Consider the following 25,912-nt stretch of genomic DNA (forward strand, 5'->3'; position numbering starts at 1 on the left):
TCGTTGCTCACGATGCTTGTGGCCGGAAATTCCATGAGATCCCTTGCCACAACATCAAACACCTCTACTCGTAACGACTACCTGCTACGGCCGGTACCCTGGGCAATCCAAGGACATCGACTATGAATGGTTCCAGAGTCATCAAAAACTATCTGAACGGTCTGTTCATGAAGCGCATCATGGCTGACAAGGGTTGGACGAAGGAGGAGGCGACTCGCCACCTTGAGAACTTTGTGAACTGCGGCAAGAAGATCTCCGTTTCCCAATACCTCAAAGACCTTTGAAGCTCAACTGCACAGCTTGCTGGACAATCTCCCAAAACGCAGCACCCACCCTGGCCATCTCTTTGGCCGGGGTTTTTTCTTTCTGGTAACGCGCTAACAAGGAGCTGGCAATGTACCTACGTTTTTCCTGACGAATGTTGGACATCTCTCTGCACAACGCCAACTTCCTCAGGAGATCCACCATGCAAGCAGTTCAAATCATACCCGCCAGGGAGCTTCATCCAGTCCCGACAATGATCAGTGCTGGTCGTTTCTCCCGGATCGTGGCACGGGCTGAAGCGTGCATCGCGCGAATTGGCGAGCTGATCGACCAGAGTTACACCTGCTGTTCGGCAGTTTCCTTCGGGAAAGACAGTAGCGTCGTGTTGATTCTGATGCTGGAGGCTATCCGACGCCGAGTGGAGGCTGGGGTATACGTGCCGCCGGCATTTGTAACCACGGCGAACACTGGTACCGAGAATCCGGCCATGGACGTCTATGCCGACGCTATGATCTCCGAACTGGAAATGTACTGTGCCCGGCACAACCTGCCGATTACGGTGATCAAGGTACAGCCTTCGATGACCTCGTCGTTTGCCTACGCCACCCTTGGCCGTGGAAAGCTTCCGGTTTTCGCCGGCGCATCCCGAAGCTGCTCCGTGGACTGGAAGCTGCGTCCGCAGCAGAAGGCCCTCAAGCAGCTGCTCTCAACACTTCAAAATCCTGGTGAGCTGGTTACGTTCGTGGGCACCCGCCTATCGGAGTCGACAACCCGTGCAACCAACATGCGTGTGCGGGGCGAAGATGAGGCCGGACGGCTGGCGCTGAATGAGCACGGTTCTTACAACTGCTCGATCATCGCTGACTGGGAGATGGAAGAGGTCTGGGAACTGCTGATGGCATGCGATGCGAAGCGCGGTGGTCCGTATCGGACGTACGTCGACAACTTCAACTGGTGTCTGGAGCTCTACAAAGAGGCAAATGAAGGCGTGTGCGCGATCATCACCGGCGACGGTGGTAACAAGGCGGCATGCGGATCTCGCTTCGGTTGTGCGTGGTGCACGGTCACCGGTGATAGAGACAAGTCCATGGAGGCACTGATCGCCTCGGCCCCCGAGAAGCACGGGCACATGACAGGGATCAACCGTTTCAGGAACCATCTCATCAACACCCGCTGGGACATGGGGCGTCGAGATTGGATCGGGCGAACCTACTCTGAAGCCGGCTACATCAACGTCACAGGGACGGCCTACAGCGCAGCGATGCGTCGTGAGCTGTTGCGGTACCTGCTGACCCTGGATGTGCTGGAAGAGGAGCGGGCAGAGGAGCACGATGCGCGCATGTTCCGCGGCGAACTGGAGAAGACGGAATCCAACGAGACACTTCGTGGGATCACCTTCCAATTCATCACGCCAAAGAACCTTCTGGCCATCGACTTCGCCTGGTCACTGAGCTACGGCTTCGATCACGCCTTTCCGGCGCTGACTGAGTGGTACGAGATCCGTGTCCTTGGCAAACGCTATCTGATCGAGGATGTCGCTCCTGTGGAGAAAGACATCATTCCAGAGCAGAGATGGTTCAAGCTTGATGACTGGCAAAGCCCTGCGTTGGAACTGGGTCTGCAAGACCCCTACCTCGAAGCCACCAACAAGGACCGCTACCCTGAACGCCCGGCGATGCGCACGATCCGTGACCGCTTCGAAGGCAAGGAACGAAACATCGTTTACTACGAAGAATCTGACGAGATGGATATCGACCCGGCGGATGCAATTTGTTTCGTGGACGAGTTCGATGAAGCGTTTTATGAGATGGCCAAAGGTCTTGCGCCAACCGACAGTGCCAAGTTCTACCTGAACAGAGGCATGGTTAAGTTGGCCAGGGGCAAGGCTGCTGACTACGACGAGATGGCACGCCGGGCGCAATTCTGGCAGCGGATGGAACGCGATCTTGGTGGTATCGATCTGCGTTCGTACATTCGTCATTTATCGATCAGCAACGCTGAGCACGATGCAATCCTTCAGTCGCTGAAAACTGAGGCCCTAAAGGCAGGAGATCCAGGTCGCACTATGGATCTGTTTTGAATGATGTGAACCACCTCTCGGGGTGGTTTTTTTTTGCCCGATATGGCGCGTTGCCGGTGAGTACAACCAGCTGGCTACGCTGGTGATTTTGATGTGAAACTCCGCTATCTCAAGCTATGCCTGCAAGGCAAGCGTGTTCTTCTTTCCTGTTTTTTCCGGGCGGTGCTCTAGAGAGAGCCTTCCCCAGTCAGCAAGGCAAACAATGTCAGTGTTGCCTTTTCAGAGCTTTCATTTTCGTTTTTCAATTCGTAATCGATCCTCGCTTTCTTTGAAAGCCATCTCCGCAAACTTTGGTAACGGCCCCGCCCTAGTCCTGGAATTTTGATTTCACCGCTTTCAACGGCCTGAGACACCTGATCGCGCCCCGTAAAATTCGCACTGAGAAGAAGCTTCGCTAAAGGTTTGTCTAAGCCGTCATACCAAACAGGTTGAACTGGTTCCATTCCAAGCCATTTCCGCAACGCTTGGTAACGGCGCTGCGTTAGTCCTGGAATTTTGATTTCCCCGCTTTCAACGGCCTGATACACCTGATCTCGCCCCGTATAATTGGCACTAAGAAGAAGATTCGCCAAAGCCTTGTCTAAGCCGGCATACCAAACAGGTTGAACTGGTTCCATTCCAAGCCATTCTCGCAACGCTTGGTAACGCCTCGGTCCTAGTCCTGGAATTTTGATTTCCCCGCTTTCAACGGCCTGATACACCTGATCTCGCCCCGTAAAATTGGCACTGAGAAGAAGAGTCGGCAAAGACTTGTCTAAACCGTCATACCAAACAGGTTGAACTGGCTCCATTCCAAGCCATTTTCGCAACGCTTGGTAACGCCTCGGTCCTAGTCCTGGAATTTTAATTTCCCCGCTTTCAACGGCCTGATACACCTGATCTCGCCCCGTAAAATTGGCACTGAGAAGAAGAGTCGGCAAAGGCTTGTCTAAGCCGTCATACCAAACAGGTTGATCAGGTAGCCACCCCCCTTTTCTAGAGAGTTGCTGTGCACGCGTGGTGCTCACACCTAAGAACGAAGCGATTTGGCAGTATGTACATCCGTTCTGACGCATAGCGTATGCACCCCGAGCGCGATCGTCTGGGGTATCAAAACGGATCGGGCGCCTCGTTGTAGCGCTACTTGATATTTCGCTTACAGGCATGGCCAGACCTCCTACTGATTCGACATCATCGTTGGGTGCAATGCCCGCAATGGATTCCGCAGGTAGCGATTTGATATTTTGAGATCCCATCCAATGATTGGTGAGCAAATGCAGGGACTTGACCACCTGTTTTCATTCTAGCTGACCATACGTTCGCATCGCGGCCAGCCGCCCACCGGTTAATCCAGAAAGCGAGCAGCCGGGACTCCATTTTCGAAAGTTCGTGCACTCCCGGATGGCGGCAGAGTCTTAGGCTACGAGCAGCCTTTTAGCTGATGAATTGCGAAAGCCTTTCTGATATCGAATACAGGGCGTGTTCTTGTTTCTTGTTCGACATCTCCGAGCACCAGTTCAATTTCCTCGGAGAAAACACGATGACCCCATCTACGAACATCGAGCAGTTCCAAACTAGACTTCACCGCTCCGCATATGGCTTTCGCGATTACGACGTGATCGGACATCCAACTCTGCGTCGCGCCTGCGTCCCCCTCAACATCCGCCGCGGCGAGAACTTCAACATCTACCATGGAGAGAGCAGCAAGTCGGGCACAAAATGGTTAGGCACTTTGGAAAAGTCGCTGGCGGCCTGGTACGCGAACGAGCTCAAAGTGCCGCCTGTGCGTGAAGTAAGGCTTCGTGTCCTTCTGAACGCCAATGGTCGAACGTCCATGTCATGCAATGCCCGGCTCTTCAGGCATCACCTGGTTGTCAGTGGCGATAGCGGTCCGTGCTGCAAAGTCGAATTCTACTGATCAGCATCTCGTTTCGCAGCTTTAACGCAACACTACCCCCCGGCCGAGGCTGGGGGTTTTTCATTGTTTGGGGGGTATAAAAGAGTCTTAGCCCTGGGCTTCCAGTTGCTTCGTTATGGTCGGCGGTCGTTGCACGCTGGCGCCGCGGTTGGACAGTGCAGAGTGGTTGTGATGGTGGGGCGAAAAGTCAGCCCGATTAAGCTGTCACCCTGAATAAGCTGACAAAGCTCCCTGCCAGCACAACCACTCCGCATGTATGTATCTTGCCACACCTACATGAGTTTCGAGATGCGTCGGATTTGAAGTATTTGTCCCCATTGACCGGTGAAGGGATCTGCACTCTCTACAAACGTGTGCGAAAATAAAATGGCAATTTTCAAAGGTTGGAGTTTTACGGTTTGGTTATTCACTACTCAACTGGTGGCAGCGATGTCGCCTGTGGACGCAACAATCACAATCTCAGTTGCACTACCGATTCTGGTCGGGTTACTTGCAAGTTGTGTCAGCGATCCCTGGTTAAGTTGGTACCGGCACCAGTGCCTGCATCCGTCGATGACATATCCGTGATGTCGCATGTGGTCCCGAGCAAACAGAACAAGGCGAGTGGTTTCTGTTTCAAGGCCAGTTGGCACGTGCACCTGGAGGCTCTACCCAATCGGTGCCGTCTTCCACGTGGGTCGGCAACACAAAATTTCGTTTGAAAGAATGGTGGGCGTCCGTGCTCACCTTGAGGCCTCACTCGCTGGCAACATCGAGCGACAGCCACCACTCAGTTATGGGAGCCCTGACAATGAGCAGCGGATTCACCGAGGACGAAATGCGTCGGGCCCTAGGCCTGACCGAGACACATGTCAGTCCTTCCACTCCTCAGGCACCCGCGCCGGCGACAAAAGTGAAGTCGGAACCCCGGGTTGTCGGTAGCAAGCATAAACCCCGGTCCCCCAAGCTCCGGGTGACGTTACTTGTCAGCAAGGAATTTGAGGGTGAAACCGTCGAGTTCACTCATGATGCCGATACGTTGAGCCAGTTCGATGCCGAGCAGGAGGCCAAAACGTTGGCCAAAAAGGACAAGTACCGTTTTTTCGATGTGGTATCGATCAAGCCGATCGGGTAGTGCTGCTGTGAAATGCGCTCCAACTGCCAGCCTGCACGGGCAGATTGCATTTCCACCTGGTGCGGTAGGATATCCTCAGTCGAAAGGAGAGTTCGCAATGAAGATGATCATCGAGTCAGAAGTCAAAAGAGCTGAAGTGCTGGTTGAGCACTACATGGGCCTGCCGCCAGAGACGATAGATCTGTTCAGCTTCAACGCTGATGCATTGCGCAGGGCTCCCGCCGACTTTGGACGCGCTATCACCGCATTGCGCCAAATAGCAGTTAAAAATAATCCTTCGCAAGCCGATGTGGCCTACGCGGTGAGCGCGGTTGACCTAATTGCTGAACTCGCGCAAGGGCAGAAACTGCCTGCTCCCATCCAGAAACTGTGGACGGTGGAGGAGGGCATTCGCAATGCTGGCGGACTCTGGACGCTGAAGCACCTGGTGACGATCGTACTGGCGTTCGCTGGCGTCCTTGTAGGCAGCACCAAAACCTTGACCTTCGGCTACGAGATGTTTGCTTATATCGCCTTGGCCTTGATTATTGCCTCGGGGGCATTGCACCTGACGCACAGCAAGAACGCGGAGATGAAGGTGCCTGCTTTCACGCTCGGCGGGCTGGGAGTCTTTTGTGTGCTCAACACAGCGTACGCTCCGAGTATCGGCTTCCTGGCTCTTCTGGTTTGCGCAATTGCTTTTATGGCCGGATCATTCCTTAGTCAGCTCGCCGGCACCAAAAGCAGCACCACCGGTGCCGAGTTGTATCCCGAGGACTACGAGCCAGCTGAAGCCTTACGGCCGGAGGAATACAACCCCTTCAAGGTGACAATTGGCAACGATATGAGCGAACCAATAGACAGATTGTCCTGACCACAAAAACCGCCCCTTGAAGCCGGTTTTTTTTCACTGGCTTTCCCCAAGCCAGTAACACCCCTGGATGTTTCACCGACGAAGAAGGCTCCCTGAGTACGACGAGCCGGCAAATTTCTGCGTCGCTGTTGGCCATCTCCTGCCACGAAGTTAAATCCCAACGGAGATGTTCACGATGACCACTATGCAAACTCAAGGCGATACCCCTGACCGGATTAAAACCAGCATCAAGCAATCCGCATTGCTGCTACTTGATGGGTTGCCTTACCGGTACGGCGAGTTCCTTAACGATCTTCAAGCGCAAATGTCACCGATGGAACGAGGCCAAATGTTTTTGGAGGTGCGCCTTGCGGTCCAGGAACTGATCGAGGAGGGCACGTTGGTAGTGCTCGACTTTAAAACGCCGCAGCGGACGGGGAAACTCATTGTCCCGGCTGGCTTCAACTTGTCACAGGAGGCGGGCACGCCAATTGAGGGCATCAGTGCACTTGAGGCCTTAGACGCTGAAAATTGGTTGGATGAAGATCCTTCGGATTCTGAAGGGTTGGCAGAAGCGAAAGAGCAGGCTCGAGCGTGTCTTGCAAAGCGCAACTTGGCGGTTAAGCAAGGGGTTCCTGCATGAAATTCGACATCAATAAAGCCTCTGCTCAGCTTCTTGCTGCGTCCGCAGTGATTGACGACATTGACGATGCCGTCAGAGCCGTCCAGGACACTTGCTTCATAGAAACTGGGGACGTTGCGGGTTTGTTTTTCAGTGGCGTTGAGTGGTCCGAATTGAACGAGCTTCAGCGATTGCGCAAGCTGCTCGACTATGTGGATTACGAGCAACTGTGCAGCGAACGCGCCTGAAGGTGTTAGAACACATTCAGGGCATGCGCAACGAAATGACATTTGTTTCAGTGTTAACGTAGTATCCGCCCCGGCCTAGGCCGGGGTTTTTTTATGTGCGCCAGACATGATGCATTGCGCGTAAGAACTGTGATCTTTAATTCACACAATGCGTTGTCGATTAATCATGAAGTCTTCCAACGTGTGAAGACGACCGCCGAAATATGATTTTGAATCTGTATTTTGGTCATTCTCTACTGGAACAGGTAGGCATGAAGTTGGTAGTGGCTCACCTACAGCCATTAATTCAAAATCTGAGGGTGCGGTAACAAAATATGCTCCTCTTGTTACCGCATCCTTGTTGCCATCTTCAAACCAGAGAGTAGCGTCGCTGCCTTTCATGGCGAAATATCCAAACGCTGAATATTCGCGGATTTTGTTCATGTAGCCCAGGCGGTCGACGACAAACCAAATATCAGGTTGGCTTCTGAAAGCTTTGAGGGCATCGGAATGCCTCTGAGCGTCATATTCCTCGGGGGAAAGATTGAACAGCCTTTTCATGAGTTCTGGAAAGGTTTTCCTCAACCTAGCAGCGGCCGATTTTTGATCGAAGAATTCTTTAAAGACAGCCTCTACTTTTGCGGCTTCACAGTCCTCTTCGAACCATTCCTGGGTTGTGCCCGCGATTTTCTCCATTTGCACTTGGCGTTCCGGTGACAACCAATATCCACCATGGCTTGGTGTCTCATACCAGATGATACCTGGTGCTACAATATCCTTTTCAGAGTAAATTCCCCAAGGAGTTACCATCTCTTTGAGTGAAGATGCTTTTTTAGGGCTGTAACCAAGTCCGGATGCTTCCGCGGCGTTGAAGACACGCCCGTGAAGATAATCGAACCCTAATTCTGCTGCTAATCTAGTACAGATAACAATTTGAGCATCTTCTTGTTCACTTTCGGGTAATAGATCCAAGTACATAGGTATATGAGCTTTCTGAACAACTTTCGAAAGCTCATGCCAATTGTTATAGCCGAGAGCTTTAGCGTACAACTCGTAACCTTGTTGTAAACTAATATCTAGATCGAGGAAATCAACGAGATTTTCAAATAGCGACTTCGCCAAACTTTTGGTAGTCGGCAGGTTTGCTGGGATAACTTTCATGGTGACTCCTCCGTAATTCAAGGAGCTGCCCGCATGCCCCTTGAACCCGTAAGGAGTTACAAATAGGGTCGAATCTAGACTCACAGCGCCATTGCGGCTTCCCCAGTGCGAGCGGGGCGCTTTCTGTAAGCGCGTAGCCATTTTATCAGATATCGATGGTTTTGAACCCTGCCACCGTCACCCCCTGCTATGAACGTACTCATGCCGCTTCACCGTGACTGGAGCCTGTCGGGGTTGCGCGTCCAATTTCAGGTGTGCCCACTGCCGGTCGGGGTCCGGCCTGGAATTTGATATTGGGGCCTGAAATGGCTTTACAGGTGCGTTTAACGCACCTATGATTTCGCCAAAGCCACCTTTTTGGAAGCACACATGAGCGTCTACTTCATCCCCCTGTTCACACTCCCGGATATCATCGATGCGCCAGGTGAGTACCTCACCCGTGGCGGCGACCGCGTCATGATCGATCGTGCATCAACCCGGCATGACTATGGCTGTGTCGGCTCCTACGTGGCATGCGGGACGGCTGATAAGTGGCATAAAAGCGGGCGGATCCTCGCAACATCTGAAACCCGGAACGACATTGTCCAAAAGGCACCGAGCGAGGGGGCGCAGGTGTCTGCACAGGCAGGACCGAACGTTGTCAGCGAGTCAGTAATGGCCAATGAGACCATTGGAGTTCAGGCTTCGCTACCGACGTGGGCGCAGAAGATCAAGGCCATCAAGAGGGCTGCCGAGACAGTGGGCCAGCGAGCCGTTCGCGAGGTCAATCGCAACCTGGCAGAAGGCGTCGAGCACATGGAGTACAAGGACTTCGAGGAATTCGACTGCTCCTGCGAGCAGGAATATATTTTCGGTGAGGCCGTCCACCTCATCGAGGAGCTGGACCTGCCTTTCGATGAAGCTCTAAAGGTGGTGATGACGGAGGACAGTCAAACTGTCTGAACTCAATACGCCCTGGTGCGCCGGGGCCTGTCGAAAGCAGATTTTCTAAAGTCTGCTTTCTACAGTCATTTCGACAATGGAAAAACACAATGGCCCCCGATACCATCACCCTGGCTCGCGCATTGGTTGAGCGTGCTTACCAACAGATGATCCATTCGGCGTCTGCATTCAAAGCTGCCAAGCCTGTTCGTGATGAGTTGCGTGCTGCGCTTGCCTTGCCACGTACCACTACGTCACTTGTGCCGGCGGAATTGGTACATGATCTGGAGGGCATTGCGGTCGGCCGCACTGCACACGCGTTCAACGGCTCGTGTCCTGATCAGGTTGAAGGCGAAATGGTCCGTGACGATGAATGCCCGGCTTGCCAGATCCTTTTGCGGCTCGATGCTCACAAGAGAGCAGTGTAGATCCACATTTCTTGACCCTACAGCACCGAGCTCCGCGATTGCGGGGCTGCGACCGTAGATGACCAACCCAGACTTAGGACTGATTCACGATGGCATCACTCAAACCGCTCAGTGATTTTGAGCATGGATTCGTTGTCGCCGCCGCCGCGGCGTCCCGGCTGGGCGATCCAAACCTGGCTGCAAAGATGCTTGGCCAAGCTGGTTTTCAGGGACTGGATTGCTCGGAACTGAATGAGGCCGATAAGCAGCAGCTGCATTTGGTGAATCAGCAACCCGGCATGACGTTGATAGGCCTCAGTAAGCCCAACTGATTTCACATAGGTTCGTAAGTGATCCTATCGCGGCCCCCGGCAGTGGCGATTGCTCCCCCAAACTGATCACGGAGCTACAGACACATGGAAACACCAGTGACGATTGAACAAATGATTCTTGAGGGCTCCTGTACCGCTGCCTGGGCGTCGAACGCGGGTTAGAAGTGGGATGCTCGTGTGGTCGGCGGAGACGCGCTTGCGAAGCGCAAGAGGTGGCTTACATTGCAGGCCAGTACCACGATGCTTTAACCCGTTGCGTAATGCCGCCAATGGCGCCAGGAGTACCCATGCAGTACAACCAATGGATTGCAGTCGTTGCCGATCGCCTTATCGAACTTGGAGTACCCGCCGATGAGGTCAATGAGGAAGTCATCGATTTTCCCTGGTTCATGGACCGGCATGAAGACGAAGCCTTGGCGAGGGTAACTGCCGACGAGTACTTCCATCTCCTCATGAACGTCGGGCTGGATGATTCGCCGGACGAAACCGAGTCGAAAGCATACCCCCCTCAAGATCCGTTCTGACGCGTGTTTGCGCTCGAGTTTTGAGCGTGACAACGGCAACTATCACTGTCTAGAATAGGTGCATTAATCGCACCTCAGAGCAGTTCAATGACCAATGTTGTGAGCTATCCAAAAGGTGACCTGCGGCGCATGCTTTCTGTGCTAGCTGCGATCGACGCCATTCCTGATGCGACGTTGGTGAAACTCGTTGAAAGAACCGGCATCGATAAGAAGACGGTCTCCAATCTAATTATCCAGGCTGGCGAGCAGGCGGGGGTCCAGATATCAAAGACCGGCCCGGTTTATACGCTAGAAGACTGGGGTCCAATTATTAAACGTGCAGGAGCAAAAATGGTTCTTGCGGGGGCGTTAGTCGCGCCAGCGGGGTGATCTGGTAGCGGTATTTCGCTGGATAAGCAGATGTGCCTGGCGCCGCCGTTCAAGAGCCCGCCGATATCCCTGCCCGTGCGGGGTTGAGTCAGTAGAGGGGCGCTACTTTCTGCGCCCGCATGGTGGGGAACTAGATAAGTGAGTAATCAGGAAATGGGTAAATCGGCCGTTCGGCATTTTTTCTGGCCGGTCGCGGCGTTCTGCGTTTTCGTCTCTCTCTGGGTTGGTTGGCATAACCCGGCTCTTGGCGTAGGCGCCTTTAGTACTTTTTTCTCGATCCTGTTGTTTTCTGGCCAGCTGACAACCGATCAATACGTGTCTACCGGCTTCAGAACGTGGAGTAGAAAAGACCAGTTGAACTTCGTTCTGTCTCTCATGGCCGCGGTAATCACCGGTATCGCCTACCTGTTGGCGCTCCCAACCATGTTCAAGTGCGCCTGAGTCCTACTTTTCATTGAGGAGTGTTGTCATGAGTGACGTGATGTTTGTTGCGGCGATCGGCGGAGATAATTTGTACATCAGGGTAGCTAACCGCTTCGACAAACCATTCACCCTTGACTGCAATCTGGATCGCCGTGGTAGTCCGGCTTACTTGGAGTTGCCACGCCACGATCAAACCCTTCGAGGTGCGAAGTCCGCTGCTGCCAAATTGTTTGGTGGAGGGCTGGAATGGCGGCCCCCAGAACCTGCTACGGGTGCGTCGGTAGATTTGAAAGCTGCCGAGAAATCCAACAACCCCCAAAGTGTGGTCTCTTCGTTAAAAGTCGAGCCAGCGGCTGTCCAGCAAACCTCGACCCTTGAACAGGCATGTGAAGATTTCCAACATTTCATCAATTACATCCTTGAGCCTGCGAAGGACGATTTGGAGGCAATGGTCAGAAAAAATGAGACCAAGCTCCACCAGGCGTTCGGTGCAAATCTGATCTTGGCTCACAGCGTTGATTACTTGCAGGCAGTGCGAGCGGCCGACGGGATAACAGAAACCCGCAGAGATCTGGTCGCGACGTTCGATGCAAAGTTCTCAGTTCCAGGAGCTTATCTTGCTAATCGGAAGATGGAACTGGTCGACGGGATCAACAACGCGCTCAAGCATATTCGAATCAACCCGGCCCGGTACAAAGGTCTGGGCGAACGCTACGGGCAGATTTCGTTTCAGAGTTTGGTGGAGGAGGAGGGGCGCGTTTTGTGTCACCTTGAGGAGTACCGATTCGACTACTGTCGTGTGGTGCTCTTGCCCGCCCTGAGAGCCTTGTCGAACTGGGAATTTGAAGGCACAGACGACGTTGTGAGTTTCGCTAGGGGCGAATACATCGTTGCGGAGAGCTCGTCGTACCTTGATATCTACGATCCCTTTGACCCATCAACGGCGATCGATCAAATGATCGAACTCTGCAACCCCCCTTGCTTGAACTGTGACCAGTCGCATGATGAATGCCTCTGTTCAAAGTACGTGTTCGCCGGTGAAAGTGGCCGATTTGAGCCTGCATACACTCCTACTGCTGGCGAAATCGATGAACTGATGAGCCATATATCGCCCTCATACAGTCGATCATAGGAGCCCCCAGCGGTGACCACTCATAGCGAAGCGCATTTTGCTCGGAGGCTCCTGGCCACGCTGCAAGAGCATCACCCATTACTTGCAGTGGAAACGGTAAAAGGACGCCGGGTTGGTGCTGGGTCGATGCGCGTAATTCACATCACGCACAGCGGCGGAAAATTCGCCCAGTTCCCATTCCCTAAAAAAGGTTTGCATGCAGGCGCGGTCAGCGACGAACTCTACCTATCAGCGTGCAGCATGCTGATGCTCACGCCGGTGCCTGAATCAATGTAGAATCGCGACCTGAATCTGCTCAGGATTGCCTTTCAATGCTGGCGCTCCGGGCACTCATGGTTCATCCGCAGAAAAATGGAATGCCGATGGTTACAGTGGAAAAAAAGTCGAACCTTGCCACGGTCGTGAAGATCGGCCTGGCTGCTGTCGTGGCAGTTGGATTGTTGGCGGATCGCATGGTATGGGTTGACCAGGTCGTGGGCAGAATAAATTTGGCCAACGCCCGAATCGCCGATGTGAATTGTTCAGCGGGTGATTGGCTCGAGGTTGCACCCGGGAAAGATGCCCAGCAACCGATGCGCTACCGATGCGGGTTTATGTTTTGGCCGTTCTACCGCTCGGGCGAATCGCTGTTTGCCGCTGATGCGTTGAATAAACTCAGGTCCTGAAGTGCCTCTTGCAGCACTGGCAATACGGGCTCGCACCAGCCACTCAGGAATCACTTACGGAGCCGCGTTACCCAGGGCGGTTACCCTCATCACCATCCCGCGTAATGCGACACCAGCCGCCCCCAAGTAGGTAGTGCTGATCCATTGTCACGCAGAATACTCATAGCGTCCGCGGCGAGGACGCGTGTCGGGCAACCTCCGATCAAAAAGTCTTTATCCTTGCCCTGGTGAAACAAGTGCAGGATTGTCAGAACCATCACTTGTTGCAGTGGCGTCATCGCCCGATAGCTCTTGCGCATAGCTTTCAGTGCTTCAGGAATAGGGCCTAGCCCGCCTGCCCAGTCGAAACCACGGGGTCGCAGGGTAAAGTGGCTACCCTCACTACCGTATTCGCGAACACACTCAAAACACCCTTCAAGCGCGTAATTCTCAACGATGCCCCAGGCCGTGCGACCGAAAATCTCCCCTCGCACCTCGGCGCTAGGGAAGGTCGGTGCAGGAGTGCCGCATACCATCGCCAGGGCAGAATGTTCGATGGCATCCATGCAGGGGACCTTGTCGACCATATCTACCAGTGTCCAGCCCGGAAATCGTCCCGCAGCGAACGTAGGGTTCACGGCTGCGTATGCGACGAGTGCAGCTGGTTGTGCGGAGTGATGGATGTAAGCCTGGCTGGCAGTGTCCACGTCAGTGAAGGCCCACACGCCCTCTGAAGGCTGGTAAACACCAATGCGTGCCAGTAGGTCGCTCGCCTGGTGAACGTAGTCGTTTGTTCTGCTCATGTAGTCGATTTCCTCTCAGGCGATGACTTGCAAGGGTAGCAAACGCCTGCGTGTCGCGGTACGTCGAAGAGGCTCTTCTGCGTTGACCTCGTGAGACTTCTTCCGGCGGTACAGGAAGAGGCTCGGCCCATTTCTGAGCCAGTGTTGCGCATCTCTCTGGTACGAAGTTAATTCTCAGGGAGATGTGACCATGCAAAACGAGCGATTCCAGCTTCGCCCAAGTTCCAGCCCGAAAAAACCGTGGATGGTTGAAGACACCAAAGCGGATCCGTCAGAGGATCCTGTTCTCTACCATTTTTCATCGAAGAAAAAAGCCGCCGACTTCAAAAGCATGATGGACTCAGAGCACCCGGCCTCCCAGGAGGACGTATGAATAGTGTTGTCACTGAGGTCTACCAGCGTGGCGAATCGCGTTTCACCATGGTGGGGCAAAAGCTTCCAGATCACCTGCATATCACCGACAAGGTAATAACTCAGGGGTTGGCCTTTCGCTTGGCTCGTTATGCGCTTCAACGCCTTGATGATGCCGGGTTCGCCAAGGCTGTCGAGGGTTGGAAACTCACCGTGTACACGATGGATGCTGAACTGCCTTCGAGTGAGCGGTATTACTCAGTACGGTGGCAGAACGAATCGGGAGGGTACATTGACGTCAATGGAATCCTGACCCGTAGAGGGTGGCCATCGCTGGATCATGGCTATTCCATAGGGCACGAGTAACTGCTGTTCCCGCAAAACTTCAGGTGACCGGAATTCAACTTTTTTTGAACGCGACACCCACCCCGACCGTCTTGAGATGGCCGGGGTTTTTTCATGCTGGTGCTTGGTTAAGGAGGGGCACGCGTGCGGCCGCCGAGTGTTAGAAGCGGCTGAGAGGCATTTGAAACCTGACGCCATCCTTGAAACACAACATGTAGTGTAAATATGCCATTTTTGGTTGTTTTTTGAACAAAAAAACTGCCCGTAAAAATTTATGAAAAAAAATCTGCACCCGCGACATTCAGCCAAAGCCCTGTAAACCCTCGCTCCGACCGAAAAACCCTCCGTCTCGTCCGCTCCATGCGCGGATTCGCCCCACCACCGGCTGAAAAACATCCATATAATTGCGCCATATTCAGCGCAGCCACTACAGGCACTGAAGTACAACCTCAGCACCGCGAGTTGACTGGATTTCAAACGCCAACGAGAGGCACAAAAAAACCGCCGTAGGAGGGCGGTTTCTTCGTAGCAAGTCACGGTAGGAAGCCGGCTTGCTTGTTCACAGGGAACACTTGGTGCGTCGTCAAGCTTACACAGGTGGTACCACTACGCGCAATATTAGCGACTAGCGGTGCTGGTGGTTGCTCGGCCATTGATCTCGCAGCGCGGCATGATTCGCCACAAATTACGCATTAAGTTTGGCCCTCTCGACACGGATTAGGAACCCGTGCCGGATCGACTCGGGAGGCCTCAAATCCAGCCATTTCACAGGGAACACTTGGTGCAAGTTTTCCCGAAGGTGCGCGTGTTCCGGTAAGCGCACTGGAGATTGGCCCAACCAATGGGAGGGCCCAGTATGTACAAGTTTGCACGACGTACGTTGGACTCCGCATGGAGGGTGTTTCAAGCGTTTCGCTTGTACCAGTTCCTGCGGGATCACTTAGACGACCTTTAAGGTCCACAGGTGGCCGCTTCAGCCTCGCTGGAGCGGTTTTTTTTTGCCTAACCAGCACGCCATTAAGGGCAATTCACCATGACCCAACCCGATGTACAGATACCGCCTGAATCTGATCGTGCTGAGTTGCTAGAGCTTTTGAAACAGGCAAAACGCCTAGCCACCCGATATCAGCAGCTGACTGGGAAGCCGTTAGGTATCACCGGTGAAATTGCCGAATGTGAGGCTGCCGCGATCCTTGGTTTGGATCTGCATGCGGCGCGTACAGCCGGGTACGATGCCACGGAAATAAGGGATGGCATTCCTGTCCAGGTGCAAATCAAGGGGCGCGTGATTACCAACTTGAAGAGAGTTGTTGGCAGGGTCGGCTCTATCGATCTCAGGCAGCCGTTCGACGTTGTTCAGTTGGTTCTGCTGGATTCCGACCTGAATGCATTCGCGATCTATGAGGCAGAACGACCTGCGATAGAAGAGTTGTTGACCAGGCCTGGCTCAAAAGCACGGAATGAGAGGGGATCAGTCGGAATATCTCAGTTCAAGGCGATCTCACGGTTGCGCTGGTCACGCCAGTAAAAACTCACACTCGACGTTTTTACCTGCCCCCCTTATCTCTGATTTGTGCAGGCGTAACCATCTGATGCGTCGTGTGTATGGACAGGAAATCGCCTGACTCGTTGAAAGTTTTGACGATTGTAAACCCGGCCAAGGTCGGGTTTTTTTGGGCTTCGAATTTACACGCTATTCGGATGAAATCGGGGAAACGTAGCTATATGGTTGCTGAGCGCCGGCCATCACGGCAGACGTGACCAATTAATTTAGGGATGTCGCTATATGCAAATGGGTTTTCGATTCGCCGCTTTGTTCGCCGTCGTCATGGTTGCTGGTTGTGCAGGTGGTACAACTACGCCGAAAGACGCAGCCGTAGTTACGGTGTCCGCATACGGTCCGGATATTTCCGGCCAGCACGAGCATGGTGTCGGGGGGCGATTGGATGTTCGAGAGTCCTCGGGAGAGGCGACACGCCTCAGCTTTCCTGCGATGGAGTTGCGTGCTTGTAACCCATCTAAAACAGAATGTTCGTTGGGCATTGGGGTGATCAAAGGCACCGCCGAAATCATCTCGCAGAACGCAACCAGCGCAATTGTGGCAATCAACCTGAACTTCCAGGTTGGACGCAGTTATTCGTTCAACGCCAAGGGCCAGCAATACAAGCAGGAGGTGCCGGCGGATGTGCAGGCTTTGCAAGCTAACCAGGTGATTGCGAAGAGGATCGAGGTGGCCTACGGGGAGGTCGTGCACCTGCCGCTGCCATATGGTGTGGAGGTTTCCGTATGTGCCCAGAAGCACCGTGCAGGCGAACTGATGCCTGATCGCAGCGTATGCCAAGGTTACTGATGGGAAATCACCATCTCAGCCTCTGTGAGGGTGGCGAGAACTGTCCAAGATAGGGTGCGACTTTGGTATGTGTGGTGCATTGGGCAGGAGCTGCTCAATGCACTGACTAGATGACTATTTGTGCAAAATCAGGTAGAGAATTGGGGTCAAAATTAACGCGGCTATTGCAATCCATACCCAAGGCGCTTTTTTCTTCTCATCGCTTGACATCGACGCAACGTAATCCCGTGTGGCATCACACCGCATGCAAATCTGTGGTTGGGTCATCAAGTCGATTTTGATGAATTCTTCCCCGTTGTTCTTCCAACGGTGGTTCGACTCTTTACATCGTTGTTTCATAAATTCCCTTGCTTCCTATTGCCGGACCTCAACATCCGCAATTATTCACGATTGCCGTCATAGCGAGCTACCGGTTTTCGCACTGACTGCTTCGCGGGCCCTGACCTCCGACCATGCAACGGTGCTGTCCTCGGTGTGGCCACAATGGTCACACTCGTACCAAACATCATCAGACGCTGGATGCGAGTCGTCCCAGTGCTGTCATGGCTTTGAAGTGACACATGGGCTCAGGCCGGCGGCTTTCATGAGCCAACATGGCAGAATCGACCCCCGCCATGATCGCTATGTACTTTTCTTCGTCTTGTTCGGTCATGAATGCATTCCTCGATTACTTTCGGCAGCGCCAGCAGAGCGGGTCTTTTTGCACGATCCTGGCGGTCTCAATTGAATCCAGTGGTGTTGTCGATTCGCTGACCGAGATGCCGCAGCCTGGGCAACGCCAAATCAAGGCGAGTCCTTTTCCTGCATCAGATGCCACCAACTCAACTCCAGCAGCGGCCAAGCCCATGTTTGCCGAATAGCTTTCGCACCCTTGGCAATTGTCACAAACAGCGCCTTGCTCGGCAGGCCAACCGCTACTGTCGATGGCTTTACCTATCAGCAGTACAACTTGGCAATGGTGACGGCTCAAGCCGCCACCTCGCAGCTCTGGAACAGGAACTCAGCCCGCTCGCGACGTTTGTACTTGCCCAGGGTTTCGAGCCGGGTGCGGACGCGGTACCAGCGACCATCGAAGGTCAGGAACATAGCAAGGGAGCTTCCCATCATGTTTGGGGTGCGCCCAATTTGGATGATTTCCTGGTCGTCGATGACACCCATAGTCGTTTCCTCCGGGCAATTCCTATGCGGTTCAATTCAAGATCATAGGTGCGTTAAAGGCACCTGTCAAAGCCATTTTTGCACTCTCGCAAATAAATTAAACAACGCGAAAGTACCTGTTGAAAATTTGCAGATGGTTCTATTATTCTCGGTCGTATACGTACGTGTTATGAATCAATACGGCCTTGTCTGGTATTATTTCCAGTTAAGACCCCGCCCACTCATACGAATCACACCCGCCGACGAGGGTCATCTATGTCTGCTTTACAGAAGAAACATTCGCTGGATTTCAAAACTCAATACGGTCTCAGCTTCAACCCTCAGGACGATGAAATTTTGGTGGACTTCTTCTGCGGCGGTGGCGGGGCGGGTACCGGGCTCGAGATGGGCTTGGGTCGGCCGGTCAATGTCGCGAAGAACCACAGCCCCGACGCCATCAGCATGCACAGCGCCAATCATCCAAGTGCCGTGCACTACACAACCGACGTTTTCGAAGGTGATCCGGATACGGAGTGCGGCGGCAAGGCCGTCGGCTGGTTCCACATGTCACCGGACTGCACGCACCACAGCCAGGCCGCCGGCGGACAGCCGCGCAAACGCGAGATTCGCAACCTGTCGTGGATCGGCTTGAAGTGGGGCGGGAAGAAGCGCCCTCGAGTGATCAGCCTCGAAAACGTAAAGCAGATTTTGCAGTGGGGCCCATTGATTGCGAAGCGCGACAAGGCAACGGGGCGCGTTGTGAAACTGGGTGGCGAAGTTGCCGCACCTGGTGAGGTGGTGCCAGTGAGTCAGCAGTTCCTTATTCCGGACCCAAAACGCCGCGGCCGTACCTGGAAGCGATTCGTCGCCCTGCTCGAAGGGATGGGCTATCAGGTCGAGTGGCGTGTGATCAAGGCCTGCGACTTCGGCGCACCGACCAGCCGGGAGCGGCTGTTCATGATTGCGCGTTGCGACGGGCAGCCTATCGTGTGGCCAGAGCCGACCCACGCCAAGACTCCCTCGAAAGGCCAGCTGCCGTGGCGCACTGCCGCCGACTGCATCGACTTTAGCGACCTCGGCAAAAGCATCTTCGGGCGCAAGAAGGATCTGGCCCCGGCGACCCTGCGCCGTGTAGCCAAAGGCATGAAGAAATTCGTCATCGATAACGCCAACCCTTTCATCGTGCCGATTGCGAACTGGTCCGGCGAGACAGTTCAGTCCGGTGACGAGCCGCTGCGCACTATCACTTCATATCCGAAGGGTGGAGCCTTCAGCGTTGTCAGCCCGGTCATCGCCCCGGCCACCCACCAAGGTAGCGATCGAATCAATGATCCATTAGCGCCGATGCCGACTGTGACCTGTGCAAATCGTGGTGAACTGACGCTGATCAGTCCTACCCTGATCCAGTCCGGCTACGGCGAGCGCGAAGGCCAGCAACCTCGGGTACCGGGATTGGACAACCCGCTGGGAACAGTTGTTGCCGGCGGTGTAAAGCATGCTCTCGCCAGCGCAGTAATGGTTGGTGCTGGCGGTCCTGAGTACTCGGGCAAGCCAGTGGCCATTGATCAACCGGCGGGAACGCTGATGACCCAGAATCACCGGGCCCTTGCAGCTGCACACCTGGTGAAGTTTCGCTTCAACGATGAAGGCAAACCGCTCGACGAGCCAGTGCCAACCATTACCAGCGGTGGCAACTATAAGCGCCCGGCTGGCGCTGCCCATGCCATGGGGATTTCTTCAGTGTTCATGGCCCAGATGAACGGTGGTTTCAACACGACCGACGCCAAGGGCATTGACGAGCCAATGACCACGGTAACCAACACGGGCAGCCAGCAGCAGCTGGTCGCGGCCAGTTTGGTGCACATGCGCGGCAACTGTGATGCTCGTGATGTCGATGACCCGCTGCACACCATCAGCGCCGGTGGCCAGCACCACGGGCTTGTTTCTGCATTTTTGGAGCGTCAGTTTGGCGCCAGCGTAGGGGCTGGGGTAGAAGATCCGGCACCGACAATCACCGCCGGCGGTGGTGGTAAGAGTTCGCTGATATCGCTGAAGCTTTCCCCGGAGCACGAGGCTGGTGCGCTGCGGGTCGCCGCTTTCTTGATCAGTTATTACGGCGCCGATAACACCAGCGGCTGCGATGCCCCGGCACCGACCATCACCACCAAAGATCGACTGGCGATGGTCACGGTGATGGTGCAAGGCACGCCGTACGTGATCGTCGATATCTGCCTGCGGATGCTCAAACCAGCTGAACTGTACAAGGCCCAGGGTTTCCCCGCGGACTACAACATTACTCACGGTGCCGACGGCAAGCCATTCACCATCACAAAACAAGTGCATATGTGCGGGAACAGCGTTAGCCCGCCACCGATGGCAGCCCTCGCCCGGGCGAACGACCCTTGGCGGTCAGTCGATCGCCGATCAATAGCCGCGTAATCCACCCCTCAACTGCCGGGCTTGTCCCGGCACAGGACCCGTCATGCCCAAAGAGAACAAACTCGCCTTGAAGCGGCAGCGCTGCGAACAGGTGAACCAGGCTATTCAAATCATTGCCGCCCATGGTCGCCGGTTCTTCTACAGCGCCAGCAAGCAGACCTATGCAAGCATGGAAGTGGACGACCGCGGACGCGTCTGGTTCATCGACTACTACAGCCTCAAGCGCATCTACACACACCCGACGCCCTGGAACAAGTGGCGCGGCTTCACAAGCGGCGGCACGTTGCGCAATGTGGTTGAAGGATTCCGAGACTTCATTCTCACCGGCAAGCCGCTGAGTCCGTTTTATCTCGGGCCTGAGCGCTTCGGGGGCGAAAACATCTGGGGTTACGCCGAGGATGAAATGCAGAAGGTGCGCGAACAAGCCGGCGCCTTGCCGGTATTCCGGCAAGCCCAGGAGGCCGCATGATCATTGAACCCGAAATCGACTGCCCGGCGCTGCACCATCGGGCCCAGGGCTACCCGTTCGGTGATCGTGTCCCGCGCACAGTGCGCATGGTCAAGACCGTGACCGCAGACCCTATGCCGGGGATTGGCTTTGCCTACATCAAAGGTGAAGTGCCTACGGCGGTGATCAGTCAAACCTTCCGGGTGTGGACGAATAGCTACGGCGCTGTTTCGGCGGTTATGCCCGACGGGCAGCGGCTGGGGCTGAAACCCGGGGAGTTCGAGGTCGCCACTTGGCACGATGCCACACCGCAAAAGCCAATCTACCTATCAGGGCCCATGACCGGGTTGGCCGACCTGAACTTTCCGGCTTTCCATGCGATGGCTGCTCGCCTACGGGCAGCCGGCCATGCCGTTGTCAACCCGGCCGAACTCGACCACCCAACCAAGGACTGGAGCGACTGCTTGCGCCGCGACATCGTCGCCCTGATGGAGTGTTACACCCTGGCCACGCTATCGGGTTGGGAGCATTCGAAGGGCGCCCGTCTTGAAGTGATCATCGCCGAACGCCTTGGGATGACGGTTGTGAGTGCTCATGACCTGTTGTCGACGGAGGCGGTGTGATGACTGGCCCCATGAGTACTGAAGTTGAGCCAGCACCGAGCCTGGCCACCGGCGCAGATCTCAACGCAGCAACGTGGGCTGATTTCGTTCAGCGCCTGCGGCATGACTGTGTGGGGCTGGGTGTTCGTTCCCACGGAACCGCGGCAGCCCTGTTCACCGTCCAGGTCAAGAAGATCGATTACGGCTTTGAGGTGGACTATGCCAAAGGTCGCGTCGTCTGCCTTGAGGATCGGTCATGGTTCAGCCCCAAAGAATACTGGGCACACCTCGATCGGAATGAGAAAGCCAGCATCAACAGAAAGGCCCAAGCCCACTGTCAGTGCAAGTTCATGCGTGCGGATCAAGATGATCAATGGGAGATCCTCAGCGAGCTTGAAGACCACACCGTTACCGGCTGGAACACGCGCTGGGAGATCGTGAACAGCCATTTCACCAAGGATGCCGCCGAGGCGTTCATCCGGCGCAAGAAGCATGACTACGGTGAAATGCGCGTTTATGCGGAGTCGCAGTATCACGCCTGGGAGTTTGAAGCGATCAAGGCAGCAATCCTCGACGGTACGCTGGCTTACACGCCGGCGCCGGCGGTTATCGATGAGGCAGTGGTACCGGTGGAAATTGCAGGCGGTGGCGCTGATTCGCCAGAGCTATGACCAAGGGTTCTCCTTGTACTGTCGTGGTATTAAGCGTACGCGTTATGATTTAATGCTTCTAAAGGCATTCGGCCACAACAACCAATTTGTTAACGGAATCGAGCATGAGAGAAGGTTCAGGAATGTCATTCATCAGCCACAGCGCAGTTATCCGCGCCGTGTCTGAGGTTTTCGTAGCCATTGAAACCGTATCTGGGTTCTGGAAGAAATTTCACATGGAGAACCAGAAGAGAAAGCTCGACCCCTTTACTCCAGCCATGCGGAGTAAGGGCGAGAAGGCGCGTAACCGTCAGAAGCGTATTAAGTAGGAATATTGCTCAGATGCACCCTCAAAACTAGGAAGTGACCATGGCCACATCAGCAAAGAAAAGTAAGGCGGAGCAGTTCCAAGAGGAGATGATCCGCTGCCGCGGTATCGAGTTTGCTCGACTCGGCATGATGGTTGAGGTCAATGGTGACATGGGCACTATCGAAGGCATTAACGGCAGTGCCAATCTTGACGTTCGTTTTACCAACCAGTTGAAGCATGGCGACCATCTTCACAACTGCCACCCGACCTGGAACGTGAAGTACTTCGATGAGGAGGGGGCCACGATCGCTCATTTCGACGATTGCAAATGTGTTTTTCGTCCCGCCCAAGCAGCTGCGTAAATCGAAGGGGTTTTAACTTGCTCACTCAAAAAGATGCTGAGATCTTCAAAGGGGTCGACACAACTCATCCACCCCACCATGCCAAATTGGTGCCCGGCTGGACGGCGCCCGCGCCACCACCTGGCTATCGCCATCTGGTTGCCATTCTGACGCCAGTCACGCTGGAAGATGGCCACAAGACGCATATGTGGGTGCTTGACTACCTCGACACCGAAACTGCTACCTTCGCGTCCGAAGACCATGAATTCACGGTGGAATGGCCCTGGATTCTTGGCTACCACCCGCAACCTGGTGATTGGGATGCGATCGGAATTCCAAACCTCAACTGAGTGATCAAGGACACTTCGAAATGAATTTGACTGGACGGTTTTACGATCTGGACGACGGTGAGGACATCACGGCAGTCGTCTCGCGCAATGATGGAAACGAGATCGCGTTTGACCTGTCGCACTCCGATGGCTATCGCTACACGGTAGCTCTCAAGCGGCATCAGGGGTCCCTCTTCAAAGGTACCGCGACCTCGCAACCAGCGGGTGACGTCGCAGAGCTATCTTGCCGCGTATACGAGGACGCCACCGAGGGCATCACCTTGATTGTAGGGGCGGGCTGGCGTTACCCGGGCAGCACTCACAATTGTCGTTGGCAGGTTGAACTTCAAGTCGATTGATTGCGTGTTTGCGCTCACTCGAAAAACTTTGCACTTAACCGGAAAAACTTTTCCACTTCGACGAAGTAATTGGCTTTCCCCATCTGTACTTCGCGAGGCTCACGACAGCTGCGAGAGAGGTCAATGCCGATACTGCGTCGAGAAGAGAGTTGGAGAGACAAACCGTGACACTTCCACAGTTGATGTCGAAAGCCAGGAAATTTCTCGGGGTGCTCGCATTCTGGAGCGTGTGGTACCTCTGCGTGTTTGGTTACCCGACCGAACTCAACATGTTGTTGGGGGTTACGAGCGTCCTGTCCGCCGGTGATCAGCTGAATGGTCCCAACGACATGACCATGCTGATTCGTATGGTGCTTGGTCTGGTGCTGGGCGTAGCGGCGGTCATCCTGGTGTTGAAGGGGCTTGGCAAACTTTTTCCGAGTTCTGTTCTGGCCACAGAATCGCTGAGCAAGAACGAGCCAATAAAGCAGCTAAAGTAAATCTGTCTCGGCTACACCAGCCGGCTCGATCCATCAAGGGGCGAACAGATGAAGGGGCGGCTATCTCTTGTCGGCGGATCTGCATTTCTGATCTTGTTCGGAATCGCAGCACAGACCTGGGCGCTTGTGCCGGAGGTCACCATCCAGGCCGATCGAGGTGGCTACCCCATCATCTATGGCAAGACCAATATGCCGGACGGAACCCTTCTCACCGTAACGCTCAGAATTCCCGGCCAGTACGGTGGCATGCAGAACGTCGAGGTGGTGAATGGCCGGTTTGCGTCTACACGGTTTAGCGTCGACGGAGAGCGCCCCTTGCCGTCTGGTAAGGCAAGCGTGGAGGTTTCCTCGCATTTACCTCAGCTCCAGAGCCAAGAGGTGAGGGCGGTTATTGGCCAGCGTGGCGAAAACCTCGAAGGCCCCCTTGTTTACTCACTCCCCGGCATCGGTGGGCGGATGATCAAGACCACAAGCACCCTACAGGTACCCTAACGTGGCCACCGCGGGCCATCCCGGAGTAGAAGGACAGCACCTATGGAAGAAGCGTTGAGGCAATTCAGAGACAAGATCAGGATCGCCACCGGCCGGGAGGTGTTGCCCAGGGAAATATCGGCCTTTACTGAACAGGTGGCGGTGGCTGCTGCACACCACCAGCCAGGCGCCGTGCAATTTGGCCTCTGTGATTTCCAGACATTGAGTGGCCGGGCCGAAACCATCGAAGTTCCGCTGAGGTGAGACCCCAATGTCTCAGAAAAAAGAAGGCAAAGACGAACTGGCGGATGCATATGCGACAGTTCCGAAACACCTGGAAGGCCTTGTCGATGCGGCATTCAGGATGGTCGAGGAAGGACAAGACCCGACCGATGTTTTGAAGATGGTCAGCTACGGTTTGGAAAAAAGACGCCTGACTACTGAGCAGTAGCAAGACGTTTCCTCAGGCTGATGCGCACCCGGGCCCCCAACCACAAACTGCAAAGAGCAACTTCCCTGTATTCGTTTCGATCGTATAGTATGCGTACGCGTTAGGAATCAACATTTGCGAAGCCGTGCGCGATCAACTGACAGGTAAAAAATGAAACCGATTCCAATTCTCGCCGGTGCCGTTGCGGTGCTGGTGTGTGTCATCGCAGGCAATCACCTTGCTCATGACTTTGAGCCCGCTTCCGTGGAGGAGATCCAGGCGGCGATCGCTGGCGGTTCGCCGTGCGTGAAACAAATGCTCACCGATGCTAACCGCATGTCACGCGAGATTTCGCGAAGAGACATTGGATCGGTTCAAGATCGTTGCGTGAAGATTGATCTTCAGTCAGCAGCATTTGACACAGCCAAGCGTTGACCGCCCGGCCGTCGCCGAACAACCCCACTTTTTACACATGCATCAACGAGCCCGGTGACGTCAAAGCCCGAACCTTTGCGGAGGAGGGCACCGATAGAGGTAGACCAATGAAGCAATCGATTCAAGTTCTGCGCAGCATAGCCATGACACTAGGCAATCCAATTGGCAATTTCGGCGTCCCCTATATGGTTTCGCTTCTGGTGGTCGGGTTAACGCTCAAGCAGTTCAAAGAGGACATGCCCGGCCTGCTAGTATTTTCAGTCTTTGTTGTCGGTTCTCTCATATTGGCCCTCGTGCTGATGTATTTTTACTTGGTGATCAACGGCAAGCGAATTCTCGGCGCGATTGAGAAAGACTATGGTCCTCGGACTAGCCAGGGGGTCTACAAGGCTTTCGCTGAGACTAAAGAAGTGGAGAGCCTGGGCCTCGACATACCGGGTCTTGCCAATGCTTACGGCGAGGACAAATGACACATGCACGAGCACCCCGTGGATCCCGCTCACAAACCCATCGTAGTAAAAAATATCCTGATCGGAGTTGGTTGCGCACTTGCGGTTGCCGGTTCCGGAGCTCTTTACCAGCTACACGGATTGACGCCTAAGGTCGTATCGTTCGTGATTGGGTACTGGGGGCTCCTACCGTTTGTGTACCACTTCACTGGGCACGGTTTCGGGTTCAAGAAAA

General features: G+C 54.5%; 39 protein-coding genes. 35 read left to right on the forward strand and 4 right to left on the reverse strand.

The window, feature by feature from the left end:
• The first annotated feature begins 122 nt into the window (after nt 1–122).
• Together AC3IX1_RS29190 and AC3IX1_RS29195 are read left to right on the forward strand one after the other, a co-directional pair.
• On the forward strand, nt 123–284 hold the full coding sequence (locus AC3IX1_RS29190; protein ID WP_153437711.1) for a hypothetical protein: 162 nt from the start codon (nt 123–125) through the stop codon (nt 282–284).
• A gap of 182 nt (nt 285–466) precedes the next feature.
• Nucleotides 467–2,344 (forward strand): phosphoadenosine phosphosulfate reductase domain-containing protein, encoded by a 1,878-nt coding sequence (locus AC3IX1_RS29195; RefSeq protein WP_489388892.1) that lies wholly within the window; start codon nt 467–469, stop codon nt 2,342–2,344.
• Between the two features lie 167 nt (nt 2,345–2,511).
• Here AC3IX1_RS29195 and AC3IX1_RS29200 read toward each other — a convergent pair whose 3' ends face one another.
• Entirely contained in the window at nt 2,512–3,615 is a 1,104-nt protein-coding gene (locus AC3IX1_RS29200; protein ID WP_207235068.1) for a hypothetical protein, read from the reverse strand.
• Between the two features lie 200 nt (nt 3,616–3,815).
• Between AC3IX1_RS29200 and AC3IX1_RS29205 the strand changes: the two genes are divergently transcribed.
• From AC3IX1_RS29205 to AC3IX1_RS29225, 5 genes are all read left to right on the forward strand, one after another.
• Nucleotides 3,816–4,241 carry a hypothetical protein gene (locus AC3IX1_RS29205; RefSeq protein WP_146013516.1) on the forward strand — a complete coding sequence of 142 codons (426 nt, stop codon included), beginning with the start codon at nt 3,816–3,818 and terminating at the stop codon, nt 4,239–4,241.
• 790 nt (nt 4,242–5,031) lie between these two features.
• On the forward strand, nt 5,032–5,355 hold the full coding sequence (locus AC3IX1_RS29210; protein WP_029615395.1) for a hypothetical protein: 324 nt from the start codon (nt 5,032–5,034) through the stop codon (nt 5,353–5,355).
• Between the two features lie 97 nt (nt 5,356–5,452).
• Nucleotides 5,453–6,208 carry a hypothetical protein gene (locus tag AC3IX1_RS29215; protein WP_020190742.1) on the forward strand — a complete coding sequence of 252 codons (756 nt, stop codon included), beginning with the start codon at nt 5,453–5,455 and terminating at the stop codon, nt 6,206–6,208.
• Nucleotides 6,209–6,383: 175 nt separating this feature from the next.
• Nucleotides 6,384–6,830: a hypothetical protein gene (locus AC3IX1_RS29220; protein ID WP_102599833.1), complete on the forward strand. Its 447-nt coding sequence runs from the start codon at nt 6,384–6,386 to the stop codon at nt 6,828–6,830.
• On the forward strand, nt 6,827–7,057 hold the full coding sequence (locus tag AC3IX1_RS29225) for a hypothetical protein (protein WP_020190740.1): 231 nt from the start codon (nt 6,827–6,829) through the stop codon (nt 7,055–7,057). Before AC3IX1_RS29220 ends, AC3IX1_RS29225 begins: the two co-directional genes overlap by 4 nt.
• Nucleotides 7,058–7,198: 141 nt before the next feature.
• On the opposite strand, the gene AC3IX1_RS29230 is transcribed toward AC3IX1_RS29225, so the two are convergent.
• The gene (locus AC3IX1_RS29230; protein WP_102599832.1) at nt 7,199–8,197 is read right to left on the reverse strand and encodes a DUF7007 domain-containing protein; all 999 of its coding nucleotides are present in this window, start codon (nt 8,195–8,197) and stop codon (nt 7,199–7,201) included.
• A gap of 369 nt (nt 8,198–8,566) precedes the next feature.
• Here AC3IX1_RS29230 and AC3IX1_RS29235 point away from each other — a divergent pair, with 369 nt between their 5' ends.
• The 9 genes from AC3IX1_RS29235 (at nt 8,567) to AC3IX1_RS29275 (ending at nt 12,970) form a co-directional block, all read left to right on the forward strand.
• Complete coding sequence (locus AC3IX1_RS29235) at nt 8,567–9,139, forward strand: hypothetical protein (RefSeq protein ID WP_102599831.1); 573 nt, start codon at nt 8,567–8,569, stop codon at nt 9,137–9,139.
• 89 nt (nt 9,140–9,228) lie between these two features.
• The gene (locus tag AC3IX1_RS29240) at nt 9,229–9,546 is read left to right on the forward strand and encodes a hypothetical protein (RefSeq protein WP_102599830.1); all 318 of its coding nucleotides are present in this window, start codon (nt 9,229–9,231) and stop codon (nt 9,544–9,546) included.
• An 89-nt stretch (nt 9,547–9,635) separates the two neighbouring features.
• On the forward strand, nt 9,636–9,857 hold the full coding sequence (locus AC3IX1_RS29245; protein WP_102599829.1) for a hypothetical protein: 222 nt from the start codon (nt 9,636–9,638) through the stop codon (nt 9,855–9,857).
• Nucleotides 9,858–10,144: 287 nt separating this feature from the next.
• A complete protein-coding gene (locus tag AC3IX1_RS29250; RefSeq protein ID WP_020191010.1) occupies nt 10,145–10,381 on the forward strand; it encodes a hypothetical protein in 237 nt (78 codons plus the stop codon).
• A gap of 87 nt (nt 10,382–10,468) precedes the next feature.
• Nucleotides 10,469–10,750 carry a hypothetical protein gene (locus AC3IX1_RS29255; RefSeq protein ID WP_100226637.1) on the forward strand — a complete coding sequence of 94 codons (282 nt, stop codon included), beginning with the start codon at nt 10,469–10,471 and terminating at the stop codon, nt 10,748–10,750.
• Nucleotides 10,751–10,888: 138 nt separating this feature from the next.
• Complete coding sequence (locus AC3IX1_RS29260) at nt 10,889–11,191, forward strand: hypothetical protein (RefSeq protein ID WP_138985801.1); 303 nt, start codon at nt 10,889–10,891, stop codon at nt 11,189–11,191.
• A gap of 28 nt (nt 11,192–11,219) precedes the next feature.
• Complete coding sequence (locus AC3IX1_RS29265; RefSeq protein WP_489388893.1) at nt 11,220–12,305, forward strand: hypothetical protein; 1,086 nt, start codon at nt 11,220–11,222, stop codon at nt 12,303–12,305.
• A 12-nt stretch (nt 12,306–12,317) separates the two neighbouring features.
• Complete coding sequence (locus AC3IX1_RS29270; RefSeq protein WP_102616827.1) at nt 12,318–12,581, forward strand: hypothetical protein; 264 nt, start codon at nt 12,318–12,320, stop codon at nt 12,579–12,581.
• A gap of 35 nt (nt 12,582–12,616) precedes the next feature.
• On the forward strand, nt 12,617–12,970 hold the full coding sequence (locus AC3IX1_RS29275; RefSeq protein WP_102599747.1) for a hypothetical protein: 354 nt from the start codon (nt 12,617–12,619) through the stop codon (nt 12,968–12,970).
• An 89-nt stretch (nt 12,971–13,059) separates the two neighbouring features.
• On the opposite strand, the gene AC3IX1_RS29280 is transcribed toward AC3IX1_RS29275, so the two are convergent.
• Nucleotides 13,060–13,752 carry a hypothetical protein gene (locus AC3IX1_RS29280; protein ID WP_102599748.1) on the reverse strand — a complete coding sequence of 231 codons (693 nt, stop codon included), beginning with the start codon at nt 13,750–13,752 and terminating at the stop codon, nt 13,060–13,062.
• A gap of 190 nt (nt 13,753–13,942) precedes the next feature.
• On the opposite strand from AC3IX1_RS29280, the gene AC3IX1_RS29285 reads away from it, so the two are divergent.
• From AC3IX1_RS29285 to AC3IX1_RS29305, 5 genes are all read left to right on the forward strand, one after another.
• Nucleotides 13,943–14,125, forward strand: a complete 183-nt coding sequence (locus AC3IX1_RS29285) for a hypothetical protein (protein WP_102599749.1) — start codon at nt 13,943–13,945, stop codon at nt 14,123–14,125.
• The gene (locus AC3IX1_RS29290; RefSeq protein WP_020191003.1) at nt 14,122–14,469 is read left to right on the forward strand and encodes a hypothetical protein; all 348 of its coding nucleotides are present in this window, start codon (nt 14,122–14,124) and stop codon (nt 14,467–14,469) included. The genes AC3IX1_RS29285 and AC3IX1_RS29290 overlap by 4 nt, the downstream gene beginning before the upstream one ends.
• A gap of 1,012 nt (nt 14,470–15,481) precedes the next feature.
• Nucleotides 15,482–15,976, forward strand: coding sequence for a DUF6998 domain-containing protein (locus tag AC3IX1_RS29295; protein WP_102599750.1), 495 nt, complete (start codon nt 15,482–15,484; stop codon nt 15,974–15,976).
• A 258-nt stretch (nt 15,977–16,234) separates the two neighbouring features.
• Nucleotides 16,235–16,798, forward strand: coding sequence for a hypothetical protein (locus AC3IX1_RS29300; protein WP_102599751.1), 564 nt, complete (start codon nt 16,235–16,237; stop codon nt 16,796–16,798).
• A 593-nt stretch (nt 16,799–17,391) separates the two neighbouring features.
• The gene (locus AC3IX1_RS29305) at nt 17,392–17,658 is read left to right on the forward strand and encodes a hypothetical protein (protein WP_146013523.1); all 267 of its coding nucleotides are present in this window, start codon (nt 17,392–17,394) and stop codon (nt 17,656–17,658) included.
• A gap of 106 nt (nt 17,659–17,764) precedes the next feature.
• On the opposite strand, the gene AC3IX1_RS29310 is transcribed toward AC3IX1_RS29305, so the two are convergent.
• Nucleotides 17,765–17,956, reverse strand: a complete 192-nt coding sequence (locus tag AC3IX1_RS29310; RefSeq protein ID WP_102599754.1) for a hypothetical protein — start codon at nt 17,954–17,956, stop codon at nt 17,765–17,767.
• 255 nt (nt 17,957–18,211) lie between these two features.
• Between AC3IX1_RS29310 and AC3IX1_RS29315 the strand changes: the two genes are divergently transcribed.
• From AC3IX1_RS29315 to AC3IX1_RS29380, 14 genes are all read left to right on the forward strand, one after another.
• The gene (locus tag AC3IX1_RS29315) at nt 18,212–20,374 is read left to right on the forward strand and encodes a DNA cytosine methyltransferase (RefSeq protein WP_102599755.1); all 2,163 of its coding nucleotides are present in this window, start codon (nt 18,212–18,214) and stop codon (nt 20,372–20,374) included.
• A gap of 43 nt (nt 20,375–20,417) precedes the next feature.
• Nucleotides 20,418–20,843, forward strand: coding sequence for a hypothetical protein (locus AC3IX1_RS29320; protein ID WP_102599756.1), 426 nt, complete (start codon nt 20,418–20,420; stop codon nt 20,841–20,843).
• Complete coding sequence (locus AC3IX1_RS29325) at nt 20,840–21,445, forward strand: DUF4406 domain-containing protein (protein WP_256580173.1); 606 nt, start codon at nt 20,840–20,842, stop codon at nt 21,443–21,445. Before AC3IX1_RS29320 ends, AC3IX1_RS29325 begins: the two co-directional genes overlap by 4 nt.
• 11 nt (nt 21,446–21,456) lie before the next feature.
• Nucleotides 21,457–22,095 carry a hypothetical protein gene (locus AC3IX1_RS29330; protein WP_177432056.1) on the forward strand — a complete coding sequence of 213 codons (639 nt, stop codon included), beginning with the start codon at nt 21,457–21,459 and terminating at the stop codon, nt 22,093–22,095.
• A 104-nt stretch (nt 22,096–22,199) separates the two neighbouring features.
• Entirely contained in the window at nt 22,200–22,403 is a 204-nt protein-coding gene (locus tag AC3IX1_RS29335) for a hypothetical protein (RefSeq protein ID WP_102599757.1), read from the forward strand.
• Between the two features lie 40 nt (nt 22,404–22,443).
• Nucleotides 22,444–22,746, forward strand: coding sequence for a hypothetical protein (locus AC3IX1_RS29340; protein ID WP_102599758.1), 303 nt, complete (start codon nt 22,444–22,446; stop codon nt 22,744–22,746).
• 17 nt (nt 22,747–22,763) lie between these two features.
• Nucleotides 22,764–23,075 carry a hypothetical protein gene (locus AC3IX1_RS29345; RefSeq protein WP_256580174.1) on the forward strand — a complete coding sequence of 104 codons (312 nt, stop codon included), beginning with the start codon at nt 22,764–22,766 and terminating at the stop codon, nt 23,073–23,075.
• A gap of 20 nt (nt 23,076–23,095) precedes the next feature.
• Entirely contained in the window at nt 23,096–23,413 is a 318-nt protein-coding gene (locus tag AC3IX1_RS29350) for a hypothetical protein (RefSeq protein WP_102599760.1), read from the forward strand.
• Nucleotides 23,414–23,577: 164 nt separating this feature from the next.
• Nucleotides 23,578–23,892, forward strand: coding sequence for a hypothetical protein (locus AC3IX1_RS29355; protein ID WP_146013524.1), 315 nt, complete (start codon nt 23,578–23,580; stop codon nt 23,890–23,892).
• 48 nt (nt 23,893–23,940) lie between these two features.
• Nucleotides 23,941–24,384, forward strand: a complete 444-nt coding sequence (locus AC3IX1_RS29360) for a hypothetical protein (protein WP_102599762.1) — start codon at nt 23,941–23,943, stop codon at nt 24,382–24,384.
• A gap of 42 nt (nt 24,385–24,426) precedes the next feature.
• Nucleotides 24,427–24,627 (forward strand): hypothetical protein, encoded by a 201-nt coding sequence (locus AC3IX1_RS29365; RefSeq protein ID WP_102599763.1) that lies wholly within the window; start codon nt 24,427–24,429, stop codon nt 24,625–24,627.
• 7 nt (nt 24,628–24,634) lie between these two features.
• Nucleotides 24,635–24,814, forward strand: a complete 180-nt coding sequence (locus AC3IX1_RS29370) for a hypothetical protein (RefSeq protein ID WP_102599764.1) — start codon at nt 24,635–24,637, stop codon at nt 24,812–24,814.
• A gap of 150 nt (nt 24,815–24,964) precedes the next feature.
• Nucleotides 24,965–25,228 carry a hypothetical protein gene (locus AC3IX1_RS29375; RefSeq protein WP_102599765.1) on the forward strand — a complete coding sequence of 88 codons (264 nt, stop codon included), beginning with the start codon at nt 24,965–24,967 and terminating at the stop codon, nt 25,226–25,228.
• Nucleotides 25,229–25,335: 107 nt separating this feature from the next.
• Nucleotides 25,336–25,698, forward strand: coding sequence for a hypothetical protein (locus AC3IX1_RS29380; protein ID WP_102599766.1), 363 nt, complete (start codon nt 25,336–25,338; stop codon nt 25,696–25,698).
• The last annotated feature ends 214 nt before the right edge of the window (nt 25,699–25,912 follow it).

This window comes from Pseudomonas sp. KH_046_2 (assembly GCF_057838985.1).